Source organism: Maribacter sp. R77961 (genome assembly GCF_044594925.1).
In the GTDB taxonomy this organism is placed as follows: domain Bacteria; phylum Bacteroidota; class Bacteroidia; order Flavobacteriales; family Flavobacteriaceae; genus Maribacter.
In genome coordinates this window covers 3,299,119-3,319,753 of record NZ_CP138991.1, presented here as the reverse complement: position 1 = coordinate 3,319,753, position 20,635 = coordinate 3,299,119, and the positions used below count along the sequence as shown (strand labels likewise).

At 43.7% G+C, this 20,635-nt stretch carries 14 protein-coding genes and 1 pseudogene; 12 read left to right on the top strand and 3 right to left on the bottom strand.

What is annotated here, in order from left to right; genetic code table 11:
- Positions 1-162: 162 nt before the first annotated feature.
- The 3 genes from SJY09_RS14265 to SJY09_RS14255 form a co-directional block, all read right to left on the bottom strand.
- Positions 163-2,448 (bottom strand): relaxase/mobilization nuclease domain-containing protein, encoded by a 2,286-nt coding sequence (locus SJY09_RS14265; protein ID WP_396636371.1) that lies wholly within the window; start codon positions 2,446-2,448, stop codon positions 163-165.
- Positions 2,445-2,834, bottom strand: a complete 390-nt coding sequence (gene mobC / locus SJY09_RS14260) for a plasmid mobilization relaxosome protein MobC (RefSeq protein ID WP_126593044.1) — start codon at positions 2,832-2,834, stop codon at positions 2,445-2,447. Before mobC ends, SJY09_RS14265 begins: the two co-directional genes overlap by 4 nt.
- A gap of 567 nt (positions 2,835-3,401) precedes the next feature.
- Positions 3,402-3,683 (bottom strand): helix-turn-helix domain-containing protein, encoded by a 282-nt coding sequence (locus SJY09_RS14255; RefSeq protein WP_126593043.1) that lies wholly within the window; start codon positions 3,681-3,683, stop codon positions 3,402-3,404.
- A 419-nt stretch (positions 3,684-4,102) separates the two neighbouring features.
- Between SJY09_RS14255 and SJY09_RS14250 the strand changes: the two genes are divergently transcribed.
- The 12 genes and pseudogenes from SJY09_RS14250 to SJY09_RS14195 all read left to right on the top strand — a co-directional run bounded on the left by SJY09_RS14250 (position 4,103) and on the right by SJY09_RS14195 (position 20,389).
- Positions 4,103-4,525 (top strand): HYC_CC_PP family protein, encoded by a 423-nt coding sequence (locus SJY09_RS14250; RefSeq protein ID WP_126593735.1) that lies wholly within the window; start codon positions 4,103-4,105, stop codon positions 4,523-4,525.
- Positions 4,526-4,634: 109 nt separating this feature from the next.
- Entirely contained in the window at positions 4,635-8,402 is a 3,768-nt protein-coding gene (locus tag SJY09_RS14245; RefSeq protein ID WP_126593042.1) for an efflux RND transporter permease subunit, read from the top strand.
- The gene (locus SJY09_RS14240) at positions 8,399-9,616 is read left to right on the top strand and encodes a TolC family protein (protein WP_126593041.1); all 1,218 of its coding nucleotides are present in this window, start codon (positions 8,399-8,401) and stop codon (positions 9,614-9,616) included. The genes SJY09_RS14245 and SJY09_RS14240 overlap by 4 nt, the downstream gene beginning before the upstream one ends.
- Before the next feature lie 59 nt (positions 9,617-9,675).
- Positions 9,676-10,221, top strand: coding sequence for a DUF3347 domain-containing protein (locus SJY09_RS14235; RefSeq protein WP_126593040.1), 546 nt, complete (start codon positions 9,676-9,678; stop codon positions 10,219-10,221).
- Positions 10,222-10,224: 3 nt separating this feature from the next.
- A complete protein-coding gene (locus SJY09_RS14230) occupies positions 10,225-12,729 on the top strand; it encodes a heavy metal translocating P-type ATPase (RefSeq protein WP_396636370.1) in 2,505 nt (834 codons plus the stop codon).
- Positions 12,730-12,753: 24 nt separating this feature from the next.
- On the top strand, positions 12,754-13,233 hold the full coding sequence (locus tag SJY09_RS14225) for a DUF305 domain-containing protein (protein WP_396636369.1): 480 nt from the start codon (positions 12,754-12,756) through the stop codon (positions 13,231-13,233).
- Positions 13,234-13,237: 4 nt separating this feature from the next.
- Positions 13,238-14,515, top strand: a pseudogene (locus SJY09_RS14220) (efflux RND transporter periplasmic adaptor subunit); the annotation flags it as partial.
- Positions 14,516-14,615: 100 nt separating this feature from the next.
- Positions 14,616-14,933: a DUF6660 family protein gene (locus SJY09_RS14215; protein WP_126593036.1), complete on the top strand. Its 318-nt coding sequence runs from the start codon at positions 14,616-14,618 to the stop codon at positions 14,931-14,933.
- Positions 14,934-14,993: 60 nt separating this feature from the next.
- Positions 14,994-17,174: a TonB-dependent receptor gene (locus SJY09_RS14210; protein WP_164721471.1), complete on the top strand. Its 2,181-nt coding sequence runs from the start codon at positions 14,994-14,996 to the stop codon at positions 17,172-17,174.
- An 11-nt stretch (positions 17,175-17,185) separates the two neighbouring features.
- The gene (locus tag SJY09_RS14205) at positions 17,186-17,602 is read left to right on the top strand and encodes a Fur family transcriptional regulator (protein WP_126593035.1); all 417 of its coding nucleotides are present in this window, start codon (positions 17,186-17,188) and stop codon (positions 17,600-17,602) included.
- Between the two features lie 44 nt (positions 17,603-17,646).
- Positions 17,647-19,611 carry a heavy metal translocating P-type ATPase gene (locus SJY09_RS14200; protein ID WP_126593034.1) on the top strand — a complete coding sequence of 655 codons (1,965 nt, stop codon included), beginning with the start codon at positions 17,647-17,649 and terminating at the stop codon, positions 19,609-19,611.
- Between the two features lie 163 nt (positions 19,612-19,774).
- Positions 19,775-20,389, top strand: a complete 615-nt coding sequence (locus SJY09_RS14195; RefSeq protein ID WP_241240791.1) for a class I SAM-dependent methyltransferase — start codon at positions 19,775-19,777, stop codon at positions 20,387-20,389.
- Positions 20,390-20,635: the final 246 nt, after the last annotated feature.

The following is a 20,635-nucleotide window of genomic DNA, read 5'->3' as shown; positions in this document are numbered from 1 at the left end:
GGATCCTGCGGAGTTTCTTTAGCGTCCCGACAGGTAAGCGTAAAGAAGAAACTCCGTAGGGCGCAAACCGAACTTGGCTCGGCACACCATCTCTTTTCTCTCCCTATCCACAAAAAGCATCCTTTAGGGTGCTAAATTCTTTGAACGAATTCCCTTTGGGATTCACATCGAAAGCCACTTGCCTTTATATTTTGAGTAATCGGTCAATTCATCCTTAAAGCCGTTGAACATTTCTTCTTCTCTAAAACTATTGCTTCCCAACATATTGCCAAGTGCGTATACACCTTTTCGAAGTAGATGCGCCTGTTTTCTGCTCACTTGCTTTTGGGAGATAGTAACCAAGGCTTCCTTCAACCCGTTCTGCATATGATCTTCCAATTGCTGCAATGGGAGATTCGGTCTTACCCCGTCCAATACGAAGAGATAGGCCGCCTTCTTATATTGCCCTGTCTCCACCAAATGACCCGCCCAAAGACTTTTCAGATTATTCCGTCCGGATGTCTCGATGTTTGCCAAGATTTTTGTTTGCCCGCCTAAAACCCTGTTCAAGTCGGTCGATGATTCCAGATAGGCCTGTGTTTTTGGTGAAATCGGAACGCTTACCGGATACTTGGAATATATCGAACCGATGCAAAGCCTATCCTCCCTTTTCTCAAAGTAGAAGCCTTTGGCATTGAAGAACTCTACATAATCCTTCGGAGATTTCTCGAAGGATATCTGCATGCGTTCTGCATATTTGTGATATGACTTCAAGCTCAACCATTCGAACCGTTGCCTGTATTTCTGTGCCATGGCCCCGTAAAGGTTCGGGAACATCAAGGGCAGGAATATCGCCGTCGGACTTGGGCTGATCTCTTTTTCTGTTCTGTCGTTCAAAAGTCCGTCCAATATTTTTTCGTTTTCCCTGATAAAGCTTGGGGAAGCGTAAAAGTCGATTTGCTTGGGCAACTGTATTTGGCCCAAGTTTAGTTTTACTTGATGTCGATGGGAATTCGAAAATCGGAGCATGCCCCTACCGTAATCGGTGCCGAGGCTTCGAACTAGCTCGAAAAGGATTTTTCGTTGGTTTGGCGTATCGAATAACCGCTTGTCGCTAGCCTGTATTATAAGTTCGGCCTTCCTTATTAATTGCTGTTCTTCCTTGACAGATTCCTTAACGGATAGCTTGTCCTTTACAATATCGTACTGTTCCTGTAGCATATTGCCCATTCTTCTGTTATCGATATACAGGTACTTTTTTAGAAATAGAAAACGTTCCGATCTTGTTATTTCCTTGACCAATGGTTTTACACTTAGCCTATCGATATGTTCGGAGAAAAGTAGTTTTCTTCCCGAATTTTGATAAGTCTCTTCATAGGCTTCCTTGATGCATTTTTGAAGCTCCAGTTTCAGCTGTTTACTTTCTGCATCCATCTCGGTGTTTTCGGTCTTGAACTTTTCGGGGTTCTTTCGGATTCCGATACGGGTCGCTATTTCTTTGGCCTTCAGGACATAGCCAGATTTGTCATAAATGGTAAAGTCAACTGCTTTTTCTTCCTCATCATAATCGACCTTGCAATCCAGTTTTTGATAGGATTCCAGAATGTCGGGCAGATGTTCGGGGTCTATCGTCTTGAATAGTTCGTAAGTGGTTTGCAGTTGTTTTTCCAGTCGTCTTTTGACCATCGGCAATAGTTTCGAGCTTTGGTTCTGCTCGAAGACCTTTTGCAGTTTTGGCCCGCTCAACTGTGGATGCACGGTATAGCCGTTGATGAACCTCGATTTGTATCCATCCTTTACTGCGACTCCATAGGATACTCCTAGCCTTCCATTTCGCTCGACCGTCTTTACCTCAATATGATGGTCTTTAAGGCGTTCTTCAAGTTCCTTAAAACTTCGCACCTTGTACTTCTGTATGGTGTTGTTTACGATGTCCTGTATATAGAACCTGACCCCGTTAATGTCCCGGTTCCGGAATTCGGGCATTTCGTATTTCGGAAGTTCCTTGGTCTGCTTTGTATCGGGAGATGGGGAAAGATCGAACTCTTTTTCGAGGTATTTCTGGGTCGCTATGCTCCTCCTGATATCATTGGAAAGGTTGATCTGCAAACAGTCTTCCTTGATGGTGGACGAGACGATATGCACATGCTCGTGTTTGGCATCGTGATGACGGATAACGACATAGGGCTGTTCGCCATAGCCCATGTGTTCCATATACTTTTTGGAGAGTTCAAAAAACTCCCTGTCGTTCAAGTTCTCGCCACGGGGAAGATTAAGTGAAATATGCGCATACCGTTTTTCGGAATCGTGCCGATTGCCAAGATGGTACAACACCCTACCGAAAAACTTCATGTTGGTATCCGTATCGGAATAGGTATTCTGAAAACCGAGTACGGTACTTTCTTCTTTGCCCAAGACATACTTCAGCACGCCCTGTACACTTTTCCGATAAAGTACCCTTGCTATCATTTTTGGTTTTTGGTGTTGATTGTTTCTATCAATTCGAGCATTAGTTGACTAGCTTTTTTGATTTCCCTTTCAAGGTTAGCGTTCGGGCTACGTATGTTCTTGTAGTTGGCAACCTTGACGAGTTGATTGATGTTGGTGCCTATCTTATTGATCTGGTAACTGAGGTTCGAGAAGCCATCGGGAATACGTTTTTCCTTTGTAGTTTTTCCGTTCAAAATGAGCTTTCTTAGAAAAGGGCCGACCGTTCCCCTTTTTCCAAAATCGAGATTATAGGATTGAAGGATGCTCTTCACTTTTTCCAGTTCCGTACCGTTGAACCTGAGCGTTATGGCATGCTCCCTTTTCTTGTCCCCGAGACGTTTTCTACCACCTTTGTTACTAGCCATTTATTAAACCGATTTTATCGTTTTTCACTTCGTCAGAAGTAGGCGTTTTTGCGGTGCGCAAAACATCACTTGCTATCCACCTACGTGGATAAATATAATACATGAAATTGAATTATAATAGTCTAATTATCAATATTTTAAGTCGTAAAACCATTTAAGACCAATAGAGACCATTTAAGACCAATCGAGTAAATTATCTGGTCTAATATGGAGTCAAAAAAACTACGGATTTTGGGAAATATCCAAAATATTTGTGGGTAGGGGGAGGAAAAGGCAAGCGGCTTTTTCGCCGCTTGGGTTTTTACGCGGTGACGAGGGGGTTCGAAAATCTGGAACGGAAAGGCCCCGAATGCGAACCGGCGAAGCGGTTCGTTCGGGAAGTCTTGGAGTGGAATATTTTTGAACTTCCGCAGGAACATGGCAGAACAAGTCGATGTCCTAATTAAAGGATATGTAATGATACTTTGGTTAAAGTAAACCCCATTTTTGAGGGTTTATTCTTCAAAGAAACATAATGAGAAAAAGTATGTACTGAAGATTTTCGAACTCCAGTTGAGGTAAGGGAAATTATTTGATATTGAAAGGCTCCATGGCATGCGCCTCAAGATAAGCGTTGATGGAATCCCGGTCGTAAAGGATATGCTTTTTTTCGGGTTGTGAATACCTTATCTGGCCTTCATCCCGCAATTTTTGAAGGGTGGTATCTGATTTTATTCTCAGTAAACGCTTCGCATCTTTTTTGTCGATCCATTTATCGACTGTGTTGGTTTCCAGTTGGGATCGGACATACTTGAACATCCTATCCAATAGGTTATCAAAAGCTTTTTCTTCGATGCAGATAACATTCATAGATCCCAATATAGCAAATGATTTTCGGTGTTTCCAAACTTGAAAACAGATGAAACTAAATGAAAAATAAATTCCTAATAATCACACTTAAAACAGGGTTTCGCGCTATAAAGAGGGAATCAGTACGATGTTTAGCATAGTAAATGCAGTAGGTATCACAAAATGTGATACCTCAAATCACTCCTCTTGGGCGGCTCTAAGATTTACTAAAACTGGCTTTAAAAGACATGGATTCGAGAAACTTAAAATAGTAATTTTCTTAAAAACTTTCGTTTTGGGTGCAGTTAAATCAACATCAAGTCTTATGAAACAAATTTATTTTGAACATTTTAGATTATCGTCAGTGTTTCGATAGCGTTACCCAAACTTTTATTAAAGCAAAAAAACAAATTCCGAAATTTTGTACCTTTGCAAAGCAGATGAAAGAAGCATTTCGCAAAATAGCATCCCTTTCGATGGCACTTATCGTGCTGTTCTCCACCATGTCCTTTTCGGTGGATATGCACTACTGTGGCGACCATTTGGTAGATTTCAGCATTTTCGATAGCGTGAACACCTGCATGATGAAGGCCGAAATGTCAAAATCCTCTAGCGAATGCGCCGTGATGGAGATGGAAATGGATTGCTGTTCAGACGTGGAAGTTGTTGTTGAAGGTCAAGACGATCTGAAAATATCCTTTGACCAACTTTCATTTGACCAACAACTGTTTGTTGCCTCTTTTATTTATTCCTACATAAACCTCTTTGAAGGGCTTGATGAAAACGTAGTTCCCTTTAGGGATTATTCGCCCCCACCGCTGATACGGGATGTCCAAATCCTAGATCAGACTTTCCTCATTTGATTTTTAAACTTTAGAAAATTAGCCCAACGGCAACCGCTGTATTGGGCAAAACCTGTTGTTCGTGTGTTTTCTATTCACACGGTTTCTAAATGTTTAATAATCAATTTCTATGCTGAACAAAGGCATCAAATTTCTTATCGAAAATAAGTTAGTCGCTGTACTCATGCTGCTTCTCTTTGTGGGGTGGGGTACCGTCAACGCACCATTCAATTGGGAAACTGGCATTCTGCCAAGCGACCCTGTTGCCGTTGATGCCATCCCAGATATTGGCGAGAACCAACAAATCGTTTTTACCAAATGGACAGGGCGTTCCCCGCAGGATATAGAGGACCAGATTTCCTATCCGTTGACCACTTCGTTATTGGGCATTCCGGGGGTCCGGACGATACGTAGTTCCTCCATGTTCGGCTTCTCCAGTATCTATATCATTTTTGAAGAAGATGTCGAATTCTATTGGAGCCGTAGCCGTATCCTCGAAAAACTTAACTCGCTTCCGACCAATTTGCTCCCCGACGGGGTTAATCCGGCTTTAGGCCCAGATGCCACAGGGTTGGGTCAAATTTACTGGTACACTTTGGAAGGCAGGGACAAGGATGGAAATGTAACCGGCGGATGGGATTTACAGGAGCTGAGAACCGTACAGGACTACTATGTAAAATACGCGCTGTCCGCTGCAAGTGGGGTTTCCGAGGTGGCTTCCATTGGAGGTTATGTACAGGAATATCAAATCGATGTGGATCCTGAATTGATGAAGCAGTACAACATAGGACTTCATCAGGTGGTCAATGCGGTAAAAAGCAGCAACCGTGATATTGGCGCACAGACCTTGGAAATCAATCAGGCCGAATATTTGGTAAGGGGTCTTGGCTATGTGGAATCCTTGGAGGACATTAAAAATGCGGTAGTAACCTCGGAAGATTATACTTCGATCCGTGTCAAGGATATTGCGAACGTTTCACTCGGGCCTGCGGTACGACGTGGTATTCTGGATAAGGAAGGAGCGGAAGTCGTAGGTGGCGTTGTGGTGGCCAGATATGGGGCAAACCCTTTGGAGGTCATCAACAATGTGAAAGAGAAGATAAAGGAACTTAGTTCGGGACTTCCATCCAAGGAACTGAGCGACGGAAGCATCTCACAATTGACCATCGTGCCTTTCTATGACCGTACCGAGCTGATAGAGGAAACCTTGGGTACGCTCAATGAGGCCTTGACCTTGGAGATTCTGATTACGATTTTGGTAATCGTCATCATGGTATTCAATCTTCGGGCCTCCGTCTTGATTTCCGGTCTTTTACCCGTGGCGGTTCTCATGGTTTTTATCGCCATGAAACTCTTCGGGGTAGATGCCAACATCGTGGCCCTTTCTGGCATCGCCATCGCTATTGGAACCATGGTAGACGTCGGGGTCATCCTTTCCGAAAATATTATTCGACACCTTGATGAAAACGATGATGGGCTTCCTATAAATACAGTTGTATATAACGCATCAGCGGAAGTGTCCGGAGCTATTCTTACGGCCGTGATGACCACCATTATCAGTTTTATCCCCGTGTTTACCATGATAGGGGCCGAGGGGAAATTATTTCGACCATTGGCATTTACCAAGACCTTTGCGTTGACGGCTTCCATCATCGTAGCTCTGTTTCTTATCCCGCCTTTTGCCGCCTTTTTGTTCAGAAAGAAACGAAGCAAAAGTATTATGGGCTATGTGTTCAGCGTATTACTTATTGTAGCAGGGCTTATCGCAGTGGTCTACGGTTATTGGTTAGGATTGGTGCTTATGGCCTTCGGAACAGTTCGTCCTTTAAAGAACGCTGAATTGGCCGGACGATTATTCGGGGGATTTTCCTTAACCGACAAACAGGCCACTTTTTTAAACATCGTTATTTCGGCAACCTCAATCGTATTCCTTTTGGCAACTTATTGGCGACCCTTGGGATTTGACCGCAGCATTTTTATGAACCTTGTTTTTGTGGGATTGATATGTTTTGGGCTGTTAGGGTTTTTCATCCTCTTTAGAAAAAATTATACAAGGATCCTTCGCTGGGCGTTGCGCAACAAACTATTGTTCCTTTCCATTCCAACGGCTATCGTTGTTTTTGGGGTACTTATTATGCAAAATACGGGTAAGGAATTTATGCCAGCACTCAATGAGGGTTCGTTTCTATTGATGCCGACATCCCTTCCCCATGCCGGAGTGGAAGAAAACAAGAGGGTACTACAGCAGTTGGATATGGCCGTTGCCAGCATCCCTGAAATTGAAACTGTGGTCGGCAAGGCCGGTCGAACGGAATCTGCGCTCGACCCCGCACCAATGTCCATGTACGAGAACATGATTCAGTACAAGTCCGAATACATGTTGAGCAAAGATGGAAAACGACAACGCTTCAAAGTTAACGAGGACGGACTTTTTGCCCTAAATGATGGGAATTTCATCCTGAACCCGAATACACAGCTTGACGATATTACATCCGAGTATAATGAGTCCGATATTGAATCGTTTTCGGAAATCGGTTTGGAGGATCTGGTTCCAGATTCCGGTGGGGAATACTACCGCAACTGGCGACCGGAGATACAGTCCCCCGATGATATCTGGAATGAAATCGTTCGGGTAACGAGATTGCCGGGAGTTACTTCCGCACCCAAATTACAGCCTATCGAAACCAGATTGGTCATGCTGCAAACAGGAATGCGTGCACCAATGGGCATTAAGGTCAAGGGTCAAGATTTAAAACAAATCGAAGCTTTTGGGCTTAAATTGGAAAATATTCTAAAAGAAGCTGAAGGTGTTAAGGATGAAGCGGTATTTGCCGATAGGATTGTTGGCAAACCTTATCTCTTGATCGATATTAATAGGGAAGCACTTGCCAGATACGGTATCCAAATCGAAGATGTACAACGGGTGCTTGAAGTGGCCGTTGGAGGGATGACCCTGACCCAGACCGTCGAGGGAAGGGAACGATATGGAGTCCGTGTTCGCTACCCACGTGAGCTAAGGGAGAATCCAACGGATATCAAGAACATCTATGTTCCTGTGGCCAAGGGCAGTCCGGTCCCATTGAGCGAACTGGTCAGCATCCGATATGAGAAGGGGCCGCAGGTCATCAAAAGTGAGGATACTTTCTTGGTGGGCTATGTGCTTTTTGATAAACTCGATGGTTTTGCGGAAGTAAATGTGGTAGAGAACGCCCAAGCCCTTATCCAACAAAAAATCGACAATGGCGAATTGGTAGTACCCAAAGGCATCAACTATCAATTTACGGGAACCTATGAAAATCAACTACGGGCTGAAAAAACCTTGTCCGTGGTCGTGCCCCTTGCCTTGGTCATCATCTTCCTGATTCTTTATTTCCAGTTTCGTTCCGTAGCGACCTCGTTCATGGTATTCACGGGAATCGCGGTCGCTTTTGCGGGAGGGTTTTTGATGATATGGTTTTACGGACAGGATTGGTTCCTCAACTTCAATTTCTTTGGGGAAAATCTTCGTGACCTGTTCCAGATGCATACCATCAATTTGAGTGTGGCCGTATGGGTAGGCTTTATCGCCCTTTTCGGAATTGCAACGGATGACGGGGTGGTCATGGCCACCTACCTGACCCAGACTTTTGACCGAAATAAACCCGATACCTTGGAAGCGGTTCGAGCTTCGGTCGTCGAAGCAGGGGAAAAACGAATACGCCCTTGCTTGATGACCACGGCAACAACTATTCTAGCATTGTTGCCGGTACTGACATCAACGGGAAGGGGAAGCGACATCATGATCCCCATGGCAATTCCCTCTTTTGGGGGTATGTTGATCGCCCTTATAACCCTGTTGGTCGTTCCGGTATTGTACAGTTGGAAAAGCGAATGGCAACTTAAAAGACAAAACGCATGAAAAGAATAGCGACAATAGCACTTGGGTTTTTATCGGTTTTGGCTGCAAATGCCCAGACCTTGGACTCCTATATCCAAGAGGCGGAAAACAACAATCCCGAGGTACAGGCCTTTGAAATCAAGTACAATATTGCGAAGGAAAAAATCGCTGAAGCGGATGCCCTGCCCAATACAGAGTTAAGTGCGGGTGTTTTCGTTAGCGAACCCGAAACAAGAACAGGCGCACAAAAGGCACGGTTTTCCATCAAACAAATGCTGCCTTGGTTCGGTACCATTACCGCTCGGGAGAATTATGCCAGCTCGTTGGCCGAAGTGGATTATCTGGATATCGCGATTACCAAACGAAAATTACGCCTGTCGGTGTCCCAATCCTATTATGCACTTTTCGCGATCAAGGAAAAACAAAAGGTTTTGGATGAAAATATCCAGCTCCTAAAAACCTATGAAAGATTGGCATTGACTTCCGTAGAAGTGGGCAAGGCATCGGCGGTGGATGTCCTTCGCCTTCAGATTCGCCAAAATGAACTGGAAGAAAACAAATTGGTCTTGGAACAAGAGTATCAAACAGAAAGGACAAGGTTCAATAAGCTGCTGAACAGGGAAGATTCCTTCGCTATCGAGCTTGTCGATTCTCTAACAATATATGAACCAACTGAAATTCAACAGTCCCGATTGGAAGTGCATCCCGAATTGGAGAAGTATGATAGGCTCTATGAATCCATAGCGCAATCGGAAATCCTGAACCAAAAAGAAGCCAATCCCAATCTCGGTTTTGGATTGGATTATATTCCCGTAGCCGATAGGGCCGGAATGAATTTCAGCGACAATGGTAAGGACATCTTGATGCCGATGGTGTCCTTGTCCGTTCCCATTTTCAACAATAAATACAAATCGAAAACCGTACAGAACGAATTGCGACAAGAGGAGATCAACGCCCAAAAAGAGAATCGAAAAAACCTATTGGAAACCTTTTTGAGCGATGCTATTAATAGTCGAGAAGCTGCACGGATCAAATACGAAACGCAGCTAAAGAATCTGGAACGGGCAAACGACGCCGAGGAAATCCTGATCAAGAATTATGAAACGGGAACCATAGACTTCAATGATGTGTTGGACATTCAGGAACTGCAACTGAAATTTCAGATGAACGGAATAGAGGCCGTCAAAAATTACTATGTCCAAATGAGCATCATAAACTATGTAACGAATCAATAAAAAACTGAATACAAATAACTGATTATCGATCTCTAATATAAATTCTAAAAATGAAAAAAATGAAACGAAATGTAACACTGACAATCGCAACAATAACACTGATCACTTTGGCTTCATGTGGGGAAACAAAGAATAAACAGGATGCCAAAATCAGTACTCCTGAAGAAATAGAAACCAAGAAGGAGAATACGGCTGAGATGGCAGATGCGTCCTTTTCGGATGGCATGACGGGCAAGGTTTTCCATAACTATCAACAGATCCGTATGGCCTTGGTCAATTCCGATGCTGGGGAAGTACAAACGGCCGCGGGAAATCTGGCGGAGAGTTTTTCAGAAGAACGGGAAGAAATGAAATCGATGGCAATGGCCATGGCCGAAGCCGATGATATTGAAAAGCAACGGGAGTTCTTTTCCCAATTTACCGAAAAGGTGGAGCCGATGTTCAAGGAATCGATTTCCGAAGGGGCAATCTACAAACAGTTTTGCCCAATGGCATTTGACGGTAAGGGCGGTTACTGGATTTCCAATGTGGAGGAAATAAAGAATCCATACTACGGGGATAAAATGTTGAAGTGTGGAAAGGTTACTGAAACCATAAAAAAGTAAAATATGAAACACACCTATCACATACACGGAATGACCTGCAACGGCTGTCGAAGCCATGTGGAGAAAACACTTTCCGAAGTGGAAGGTGTGACCCAAGTTTCTGTCGATTTGGGAAAATCGGAAGCTAACATTGAGATGGAAAAACATATCCCCATCGAAAAATTGCAGGAAGCCTTAAAGAATGATGGCGGTCAGTACAGCATCCATCAAAACGGGGAGCATCAGCACGAACATCAAAGCAAAAAAGAAGATACCTTCCAAGGAAAGGGAACGGGAACCTTCTATTGTCCGATGCATTGCGAAGGCGACAAAACCTATGACAAACCGGGCGATTGTCCCGTATGCGGAATGGATTTGGTCGAGGAACAAAATCTGTCCGTTTTATCTTCCGAACAATGGACATGCCCGATGCATCCCGAAGTGGTTAAGGACGAACCGGGAAGCTGCCCAATATGTGGTATGGATCTGGTGCCAATGCAACCCGACATTTCCGCAGAGGAGAAGACCTATAGAAAGTTACTTAAAAAGTTCTGGGTTGCCGCAGCGTTTACATTGCCGATCTTCCTGATCGCGATGAGTGAAATGATTACCAACAATCCGTTATACGATATCTTGGAACAGAAAAACTGGAATTGGATTCAGTTTGTACTATCGATTCCCGTGGTGTTCTACGCCACTTGGATGTTCTTCGAACGGGCCTACCGCAGTATCAAAACGTGGAATCTAAATATGTTCACGCTTATCGGTATCGGTGCAGGGGTAGCTTGGCTATTCAGTGTGGTCGGTATGGTGTTCCCTGATATATTCCCATCAGAGTTCAAGACGGAATCAGGGGCAGTCCATGTCTATTTTGAGGCGGCTACCGTTATTCTGACCTTGGTACTGTTAGGCCAACTGTTGGAAGCCCGCGCTCACAGCAAGACCAACTCGGCGGTAAAGGAACTGCTGAAACTCGCCCCGAACAAAGCCGTTAAAATTGTCGATGGCGAAGAAGTGGAAGTATCCATTGACAAAATAGCATTGGGCGATATTCTAAAGGTAAAGCCGGGGGACAAAATTCCTGTGGATGGCATAGTGACCGAGGGGAGTACGTCCGTGGATGAATCGATGATTACGGGCGAACCTATTCCGGTCAATAAATCGGTAGATAATAAGGTCAGTAGCGGAACGATAAACGGAAACCAGTCTTTTTTGATGAAGGCGGAGAAAGTAGGTTCGGACACCTTGCTCTCGCAAATCATCCACATGGTAAACGACGCAAGCCGTAGCCGTGCGCCGATTCAAAACTTGGCCGATACGGTATCCGCATATTTTGTGCCCATTGTAGTACTGATCGCGTTAATCACATTTATCGTTTGGGCAGTTTGGGGGCCTGATCCGGCCTACGTTTTTGCTTTGGTCAACGCCATCGCCGTACTCATCATCGCCTGCCCCTGTGCATTGGGATTGGCAACGCCGATGTCCGTAATGGTCGGTGTGGGTAAAGGAGCGCAGAACGGTGTACTCATCAAGAATGCCGAAGCCTTGGAAAAAATGAACAAGGTCAATACGCTTATCGTGGACAAAACGGGAACCATTACCGAAGGAAAACCCGCCGTAGAAAAGATAGGGGCGTTCGGCAACACCTATTCCGAGGAAGAGATATTGCAGTATATCGTCTCATTGAACAGCAATAGTGAGCATCCCCTAGCGGAAGCGACCGTAAGCTATGGAAAGGAACAAAATATGGAAATCAAAAAGGTCGATGAATTCAGCGCCGTAACCGGAAAAGGTGTCGAGGGAAAGGTCGATGGCAAAAAGCTGGATTTGGGCAATCCTAAAATGATGGACTATGCCAATGGCACCATTTCTTCGGAAATGAAGGACGAGGCCAAAAGCTATCAAAAACAGGGAAAGACGGTTTCTTATCTCGCCATTGACGGAACGGTTTCGGGCTATGTTGTCATTGGGGACAAGATTAAGAAAACAAGTGCCAAGGCCATCAAGGAGTTACAGGAAAAAGGTATCGATGTGGTCATGCTTACGGGCGATAATCACGATACGGCACAAGCTGTGGCCAGCGAACTGAACCTTGCCGATTTCAAGGCAGGAATGTTACCGGAAGATAAACTAATGGAAGTCGAAAAACTTCAGGAAAGCGGTAAAGTGGTCGCAATGGCCGGCGATGGCATCAACGATGCCCCTGCATTGGCAAAAAGCGATGTGGGTATTGCCATGGGAACAGGTACCGATGTCGCCATCGAGAGCGCGGCGATCACCTTGGTAAAAGGGGATTTACAGGGTATCGTCAAGGCGAGAAACCTGAGCGATGCCGTAATGAAGAATATCAAGCAGAACCTATTCTTTGCCCTTATCTACAACACTTTGGGCGTACCGATTGCGGCAGGGGTTCTTTATCCGTTTTTCGGAATTCTGCTTTCCCCTATGATAGCGGCCTTGGCCATGAGCTTCAGTTCCGTATCGGTCATAGCCAATGCCCTCCGACTACGGACAATATCGATTCAATAATTTAATGAACATAAAACCTAAAAAATGGAAAATTCAAAACAACATTCAAAAGACGGAAACTATAGGACATTCTTCATAATGCTGGCTTGCTCATTTGTAGCGATGTACATTACGATGTATTTAAACACGTATTCCTTAGACCATGTATTTTTTAGCCTGACCCGCTTCTATATGGTTTGCTTGGGCATCGCTGCAATGGCTGTGATAATGTGGTTCTTTATGCGCAAAATGTACAACGACAAAAAGAAGAATATAGGTATACTCGTAGGCAGTTTGGTTCTTTTCTTAGGCGCACTAGGTTTAGTGAGAGTTCAAGCACCTATCGTTGGCGATGTGCTTTGGATGAAAGCGATGATACCGCATCACTCAATAGCTATATTGACAAGTGAACGTGCCGATATTCAAGATCCTGAGGTTAAGAAATTAGCTGAGGATATTATCAAAGCGCAACGTAAGGAAATTGAGGAAATGAAACAGATGATCAAACGTCTTGAAAACGAATAAAATTATGAATAAAAACATCATTTATATCGCTATTGCAGTACTCGTTGGACTACTATGTGGCTGGCTCATTTTTGGCAATAATTCTAACGATGGAATGGACGCCGAATACGACCACACCCAAGAAATGGAATCGGGCGAAATGTGGACGTGTTCGATGCACCCCCAGATCATGCAGCCTGAACTGGGCGATTGCCCCATTTGTGGCATGGATTTGATTCCCGCGGAATCAAATGATGAGGGCATGGCCATGGGCCAGTTCAAAATGACAAAAAATGCTATGGCGTTGGCAAATATTAGGACTACAACCGTTGGTTCAGGTACTTCAAGAGATAACACCCTCAAACTTTCGGGAACCATAGCAGAAAATGAAAAAGCGGTCGCGACACAAGCTTCCTATTTCGATGGTCGTATCGAGAAACTATTTGTCAATTCCGAGGGGGAGGAAGTCCGAAACGGGCAGCAACTTGCTACGCTGTATTCCCCCGAACTGGTTTCCGCACAACAGGAGCTTATTACCGCTGCCAGCCTAAAGGAATCGCAACCTGAATTATATAATGCGGTTCGCAATAAATTGAAACTTTGGAAACTTTCCGAAAAACAAATCGCAGAGATTGAAGCATCGGGCAAGGTACAGGAGAATTTTCCGGTATATGCCAATGTTTCCGGTACGGTTTCTGAGATTATGGTCGAGACTGGGGATTATGTAAAAAAGGGTTCTCCACTATTTAAAATAGCTAATTTGGGAACCGTATGGGCCGTTTTCGATGCCTACGAAAATCAGGTTTCCCTTTTAAAGGAAGGGCAGAATATCGACATTGTTACTAAGTCCTACCCCGATAAAAAATTCAATGCCAAGATTTCTTTTATTGACCCAATACTCAATTCCTCCACAAGAACCATCGAAGTCCGTGCCGTTTTGAACAACCTAAACGGGCAATTAAAACCGGGAATGTTCGTAGCGGGTTCGTTGGCTTTGACATCAGATAAAAAGGATGACACCCTAGTAATTCCAGAAAGTGCCGTCCTATGGACCGGCGAACGTTCAGTAGTTTACGTCAAGACCGACCCCAACAGCCCTACTTTTGAGATGCGGGAAATTTCCATTGGAGATGCGGTTAACGGTGGCTACATCGTTCTTTCAGGCTTGGAATACGGCGATGAAATCGTGACCAATGGAACTTTTACCGTTGATGCCGCAGCGCAATTGAAGGGTAAAAAATCTATGATGAACGATGAAGGCGGAAAGACTATGACTGGGCATGAAGGGCATGAGGGGATTGAGTAAATGAAGGAAAAGCATTGTCCAAAAAGCCCCTTATGGGATTATACGAAAAGCTATTCTTTGCAATCCAGTTGCACTGGAAATCGGTTATCTTTGCACTATGAAATTTTTAGCGGTCATACTATCCCTTTATTTTTTGGCACTCAATGTAGTGCCTTGTGGAGATGATGGTCAAATTTCCGATTCGGTTACAACAGAGTTTCAAGTGGATTTCGACCAGAACCAAGAACACGGCGATTGTGAACTTTGCTCGCCTTTTTGTCAGTGCCATTGCTGTCATTCCCATACCCTTGTTTTTGGTTTGGATATTTTTAAACCTATCGAACCCACGATTGCCCAAGAATGTTTTTCCCATTTTGAAAGTGTCAGCGAAGACCTAGTGTTCTCCCTCTTTCAACCCCCACGGATTATTGGCTAATTACCTATGCGATCAAATGATCGTTCTCCTAAAAATTTAGTCAATTCAATTAAAATTAAAATGAATAAATACGGGATAAGCATATGGCTTATGCTTATGTTCTGTGTATTCAGTTATGCACAGAACACTTTGGAAATCAAGATTTTTACAGCAGAAGAAAAAGAGCCATTGCTTGGGGCGACCGTCTATATCGAAAGCCTGAATAAAGGGACAACGACAGATTTTGATGGTGTAGCCTTGTTAGAGGATGTGCCAGATGGCCCATACAATCTTCAAATCTCCTATTTGGGTTTTGAGACATTGCAAACCAATATCATTGTACCTACAAGTGTCGAATTGGTCTTTTATCTTAAGGAAGGTGCCAACGCCCTGGACGAAGTGGTAGTGCAGTCCACAAGAAGTACCCGTACCATAAAAAGAATACCGACCCGAATAGAGTTCATTGGGGTCGAGGAGTTGGGGGAAAAGGCTGTAATGAACCCAACGAACATTTCTATGGTACTGCGGGAAAGTACGGGAATCCAGATGCAGCAAACCTCATTGAGTAGTGCCAATACCAATATTCGGATCCAAGGATTGGACGGTCGTTATACCCAACTCCTAAGGGATGGATTTCCACTATACGGAGGTTTCTCAAGCGGATTGAGCATTTTACAAATACCGCCATTAGATCTGAGGCAGTTTGAAATCGTAAAGGGAAGTTCTTCCACTTTGTACGGTGGCGGTGCCATAGCCGGTTTGGTCAATATGGTATCCAAAACCCCGAATGAAGACCCAGAACTGGATATTATGCTAACACAGACCCAAGCCTTGGGAAGCACCGCCAACGTTTTCTATGGCGAACGAAAAGATAAATGGGGATGGACACTTTACGGCTCTGGTCATTTACAAAAAGTTTTTGACCCAGAGGATGATGGGTTCAGCAACTTACCTCGAACACGTTCCTTAAGTTTTAATCCCAAACTTTTCTATTACCCTTCCGGGAATACCACAATTTGGTTTGGAGTCAACGGAACCTATGATGATAGACAAGGTGGGGATATCACAAAAATTAAGGAGGGCGAGAACGGGATTCATCAATATACCGAAGAGAACCTGTCCAAACGGATTAGCACACAAGCTGTCTTCGAAACCAAGTTGGATTCGACCCAATCCATTTCGGTCAAGAACAGCATCTCTTTTTTTGACAGAAGTCTAGAAATACCTGATTTGTCATTCAAAGGAACACAATGGAACACTTTTACCGAAGCTTCCTATCAGAGACAGGGCCTAAAATCGGATTGGGTGTTGGGGGCCAACCTTTATACCACATCATTTGATGAATTGGATAATCCCTTGGAACGTGACCAGAATGATAATACTTATGGCCTTTTCGCAAATAGTATCCATGACCTTTCAGAGCGATGGATTCTTGAAACAGGCATACGCACCGATTATGCCGAGGATTGGGGATTTTTTCCTTTACCTAGAATCTCATTGTTGTATAAATCCAACACCAATTTTTCAAGCAGATTCGGTGGTGGTCTTGGCTATAAAATACCCGATATTTTTACGGAGGAGGCTGAATTCATCAATTTTAGGGATGTGCTTCCAATCGATAGGGAAAGCTTGAAAGCTGAACGATCCTATGGCCTTAACCTTGATTTCAATTACCGGACGAGACTTTCGGACGAAGTGGGCTTTTCCGTCAACCAATTGTTCTATTTGACTGCTATCAGAAACGGATTGTTGCTCAATTCTTTGGATAGTGGTTTGTTCCAGTTCGAAAATGCAGCCGGGGAAATATTGAGTAAGGGTGCGGAGACGAACATCAAATTTACCTATAAGGATTTTCGATGGTTCCTGAATTATGCCCTTATCGATACAAGATTAAACTATTTGCCGGGCAATCCCCAAAAACCTTTGACCGCTAAGCATAATGCTGGAAGCGTTTTGATGTACGAATCCGAAAAATGGCGTGTCGGTTATGAGACCTATTACACTGGAAAGCAATTGCTCTCCAATGGAACAGAAACTACTGATTTCGTTACCATGGGATTGTTGTTGATGCGTAACTTTAAGTGGGGAAGTACATTCATTAATTTTGAAAATTTCACGGACAGGAGGCAAAGCCGTTTCTCTCCTCTGGTACTGCCACCCCATGAAAACCCTACCTTTCCGGAAATCTATGCCCCAACGGATGGATTTATATTTAGTGTAGGCCTTATTTTGAAACCATTTGGAAACGAAGACAATGATTAATCAACGATACCATGATACAAGCAGATAAATTTATGGAAGAAAAAGGGGTGCGCCCTACAGCAATGCGTTTGTTGGTCTTCCAATTCTTGGCCAGGAGCAATGCTGCCAAAACCTTATCGGACATTGAAAACGCCTTTGCAAAGGCGGACAGGACAACACTATACAGAACCCTTAAGACCTTTGAGGACAAGGCCATTGTCCACCAGATAGATGATGGTACGGGAATGACGAAATATGCATTATGTGAAGAAGGTTGCAACTGTGAACTGGAGCGAGATCTGCACCTGCACTTTCACTGTGGCAATTGCGGTGAAACAGTGTGCCTGACCGAACAGAAAATTCCACATATCAACCTGCCGAAAGGCTTTGTGGCCGAAGATGCGAATTTAGTTTTAAAGGGAGTATGCGACAAGTGTAGCGGACAATAAATGCACTTCCGTTGCATTCTTATTTTTGCATTCTTGCAGTAATTATGAAAAAGAAAAAAGTAAACTTGCAGGACATAGACCCCAAAAAACATCAGGGCGAACATGCACACGATGACGGACATAACCACAGCAGTCCTAAAGAAATTTCAAATTTTAGAACCTATTTGCCAGCTATTTTCAGCTTTGTGATGCTGACAGTAGGGATTGCCGTCGATTACTTTGATGTATTTCCATTTTTCAAAGGATGGATCAGGATTGTATGGTACACGGTGGCCTATATTCCGGTTGGATTTCCCGTGATTAGGGAAGGTTGGAACAGTATCAAGAACGGAGATTTCTTTACCGAGTTCTTCTTGATGTCAATTGCTACTTTGGGTGCATTTGCCATAGGCGAATACCCCGAAGGTGTGGCAGTAATGCTATTTTATGCCGTGGGTGAACTGTTCCAAAGTGCAGCGGTTAATCGTGCGAAGGGAAACATTAAGGCTTTGTTGGACGCACGACCTGATGAAGCGTTGGTTTATCGTGATGGGAATTTTGTTGCGGTCAACCCCGAAACAGTCGAGATTGGAGAAAGGATACAGGTGCGTGTGGGCGAAAAAATTCCCTTGGACGGCATTTTGTTATCCGAAAAGGCATCGCTGAATACAGCCGCAATAACTGGTGAAAGCAAACCCGACACCATTGCAAAAGACGAAAAAGTTTTTGCTGGAAGCATCAACCTCAATGGTGTCATTGAAGTGGAAACCAATAAAAAATTTAAGGACAGTTCCATTGCCCGAATTCTGGATATGGTACAGAATGCGACTGCAAGAAAATCAAAGACAGAATTATTTATACGAAAGTTCGCAAGGATATATACACCAATCGTTGTGTACCTTGCCATTGGCCTGACCCTTCTGCCTTACTTTTTTGTGGACGACTATGTGTTCACGAATTGGCTCTACCGTGCCCTGATATTCCTAGTGATTTCCTGCCCCTGCGCATTGGTCATTTCCATTCCATTAGGATATTTCGGTGGACTTGGTGCGGCATCCCGAAATGGAATATTGTTTAAGGGTGCATCGTTTTTGGATGCCATGACCAAGGTAAATACGGTCGTAATGGACAAGACCGGAACCGTTACGAAAGGGGTTTTTAAAATCAAGGAAATCAATTCCATCACATTTGACGAAGCTGAGTTTATGAAATACCTGATGGCGATGGAAGAACAATCCACCCATCCCATTGCCAAGGCGATACTGGAATATAAAGCGGATGGTTTGGATTATAAGGCTACCGATGTTTCAGAGGTTGCCGGAAAGGGATTAAAGGGAACGGTCAACGGACAAACCGTTTTGGTGGGCAACAAGGCATTGATGACCTCGAAAAACATAGAGGTGCCCATGGAAACGGACAGTATCGTGGAATCCATTGTAATGGTTGCCATTGATGGGAAATTTGCAGGCTATGTGACCATTGCAGATGAACTTAAGGAAGATGCGCACCAGGCCATAAAACAAATTAGGGATGCGGGAATTACAAAAATCATAATGCTTTCTGGCGACAAAGATTCCATTACGCAGCAAGTCTCCAATGAACTAAATATTGATTGGGCGAAAGGCGGATTGTTGCCCGAGGACAAATTGAACGAAGTCGAAGAACTCAAAAAACAACCCAAAACAAAAGTTGCTTTTATAGGCGACGGCATCAATGATGCACCCGTATTGGCTGCGAGTGATGTGGGTATTGCGATGGGAGGTCTGGGCAGCGATGTGGCCATCGAAACTGCGGATGTAATTATCCAGACCGACCAACCGAGCAAGATTGCAAGGGCGATTAAAATTGGACGTTCAACGCGGAGTATCGTATGGCAGAATATCGGTCTGGCTTTCGGGGTAAAAATAATAGTGCTTATTCTGGGTGCAGGTGGCTTGGCAACGATGTGGGAAGCGGTTTTTGCAGATGTGGGCGTGGCGCTTTTGGCTATTTTCAACGCGGTTCGGTTGCAGCGGATGAAGTGGCAATAGACCACTAATATAAAAAGACCTTTGAAATTGCAGCCCTGTATAATGGTTGTTTTATGGACCACCTTCATTATAAAACTTAAATTATTGGTATTATCAACAAAATTTCAAGATACCTACCAGCACACATATTATGGCGTTACATGCAAGCTGAACGAAAATCACGATGGCAACAAAAATGAACGGAACAAAAAAGGAGCAGGAAAAGGCAATCCGCTACTACGATAAGATTTCGAAAATCTATGATTATATCTCAAATTGGTACTACAAAAACGCTAGAAAATATGCGATTGAGGAACTTGAATTAAAAAAAGGACAAACTGTATTGAACTTACCTTGCGGAACCGGAGTGAATTTCAAATATTTTCAGAGCTATCTGGAAAATTCGGGACTGATTATAGGAATTGACCTATCCGGCGGAATGCTCGACCAAGCAAAACGGAAAACCGAAAAAAACAGATGGACAAATATTGATCTGGAATTGTATAACGCAACCAAGATAGACCAAAATTGGCTTGTTAAATATTCGGAGCGAAAAGGACAAATTAAAATCGACGCCATTTTTTGCGACCTTGGACTTTCAGGATTACCAGAATGGCGGAACATAATCGATAACATGGTGTCAATGTTAAGCCCAAAGGGTAGAATCGTGATTTTGGACTGGTATCTTGAAAAACCAAGTTTAAGAGGCCAATTTGTCAAATGGATTGGAAAAGGAGAAGTGGACAGACCAATTTGGCAATATTTAAAAGACCAAAGTCTCGGATTTCAAAGTAGATGATTCTTTCAACCGTGGCGGTGTTTTCGTCGCTTCAGGAACAAAGCAGGATGGAAAAGCCAGCATGTAACATAGTATCCTCAGGAGTTTTTCGCGTCTTTCAATAAATTGACCCTCAATATTTTCTATAAAAGCATCCGTTCCGTGAATCACTTTTATTGATTCTGTCTATTTACTTAAATTATATAATTAATAGAAGTGTAAATTTTGTAGTATTTATTTTAGTGTTATACCTTTTTTCGGTATATT

Coding starts and splice junctions, on each gene's coding strand:
- SJY09_RS14195 (WP_241240791.1), top strand. CDS start 19,775: ATGGCAACAAAAATGAACGGAACAAAAAAGGAGCAGGAAAAGGCAATC.
- SJY09_RS14210 (WP_164721471.1), top strand. CDS start 14,994: ATGAATAAATACGGGATAAGCATATGGCTTATGCTTATGTTCTGTGTA.
- mobC (WP_126593044.1), bottom strand. CDS start 2,834: ATGGCTAGTAACAAAGGTGGTAGAAAACGTCTCGGGGACAAGAAAAGG.
- SJY09_RS14205 (WP_126593035.1), top strand. CDS start 17,186: ATGATACAAGCAGATAAATTTATGGAAGAAAAAGGGGTGCGCCCTACA.
- SJY09_RS14255 (WP_126593043.1), bottom strand. CDS start 3,683: ATGAATGTTATCTGCATCGAAGAAAAAGCTTTTGATAACCTATTGGAT.
- SJY09_RS14250 (WP_126593735.1), top strand. CDS start 4,103: ATGAAAGAAGCATTTCGCAAAATAGCATCCCTTTCGATGGCACTTATC.
- SJY09_RS14230 (WP_396636370.1), top strand. CDS start 10,225: ATGAAACACACCTATCACATACACGGAATGACCTGCAACGGCTGTCGA.
- SJY09_RS14240 (WP_126593041.1), top strand. CDS start 8,399: ATGAAAAGAATAGCGACAATAGCACTTGGGTTTTTATCGGTTTTGGCT.
- SJY09_RS14225 (WP_396636369.1), top strand. CDS start 12,754: ATGGAAAATTCAAAACAACATTCAAAAGACGGAAACTATAGGACATTC.
- SJY09_RS14245 (WP_126593042.1), top strand. CDS start 4,635: ATGCTGAACAAAGGCATCAAATTTCTTATCGAAAATAAGTTAGTCGCT.
- SJY09_RS14265 (WP_396636371.1), bottom strand. CDS start 2,448: ATGATAGCAAGGGTACTTTATCGGAAAAGTGTACAGGGCGTGCTGAAG.
- SJY09_RS14215 (WP_126593036.1), top strand. CDS start 14,616: ATGAAATTTTTAGCGGTCATACTATCCCTTTATTTTTTGGCACTCAAT.
- SJY09_RS14200 (WP_126593034.1), top strand. CDS start 17,647: ATGAAAAAGAAAAAAGTAAACTTGCAGGACATAGACCCCAAAAAACAT.
- SJY09_RS14235 (WP_126593040.1), top strand. CDS start 9,676: ATGAAACGAAATGTAACACTGACAATCGCAACAATAACACTGATCACT.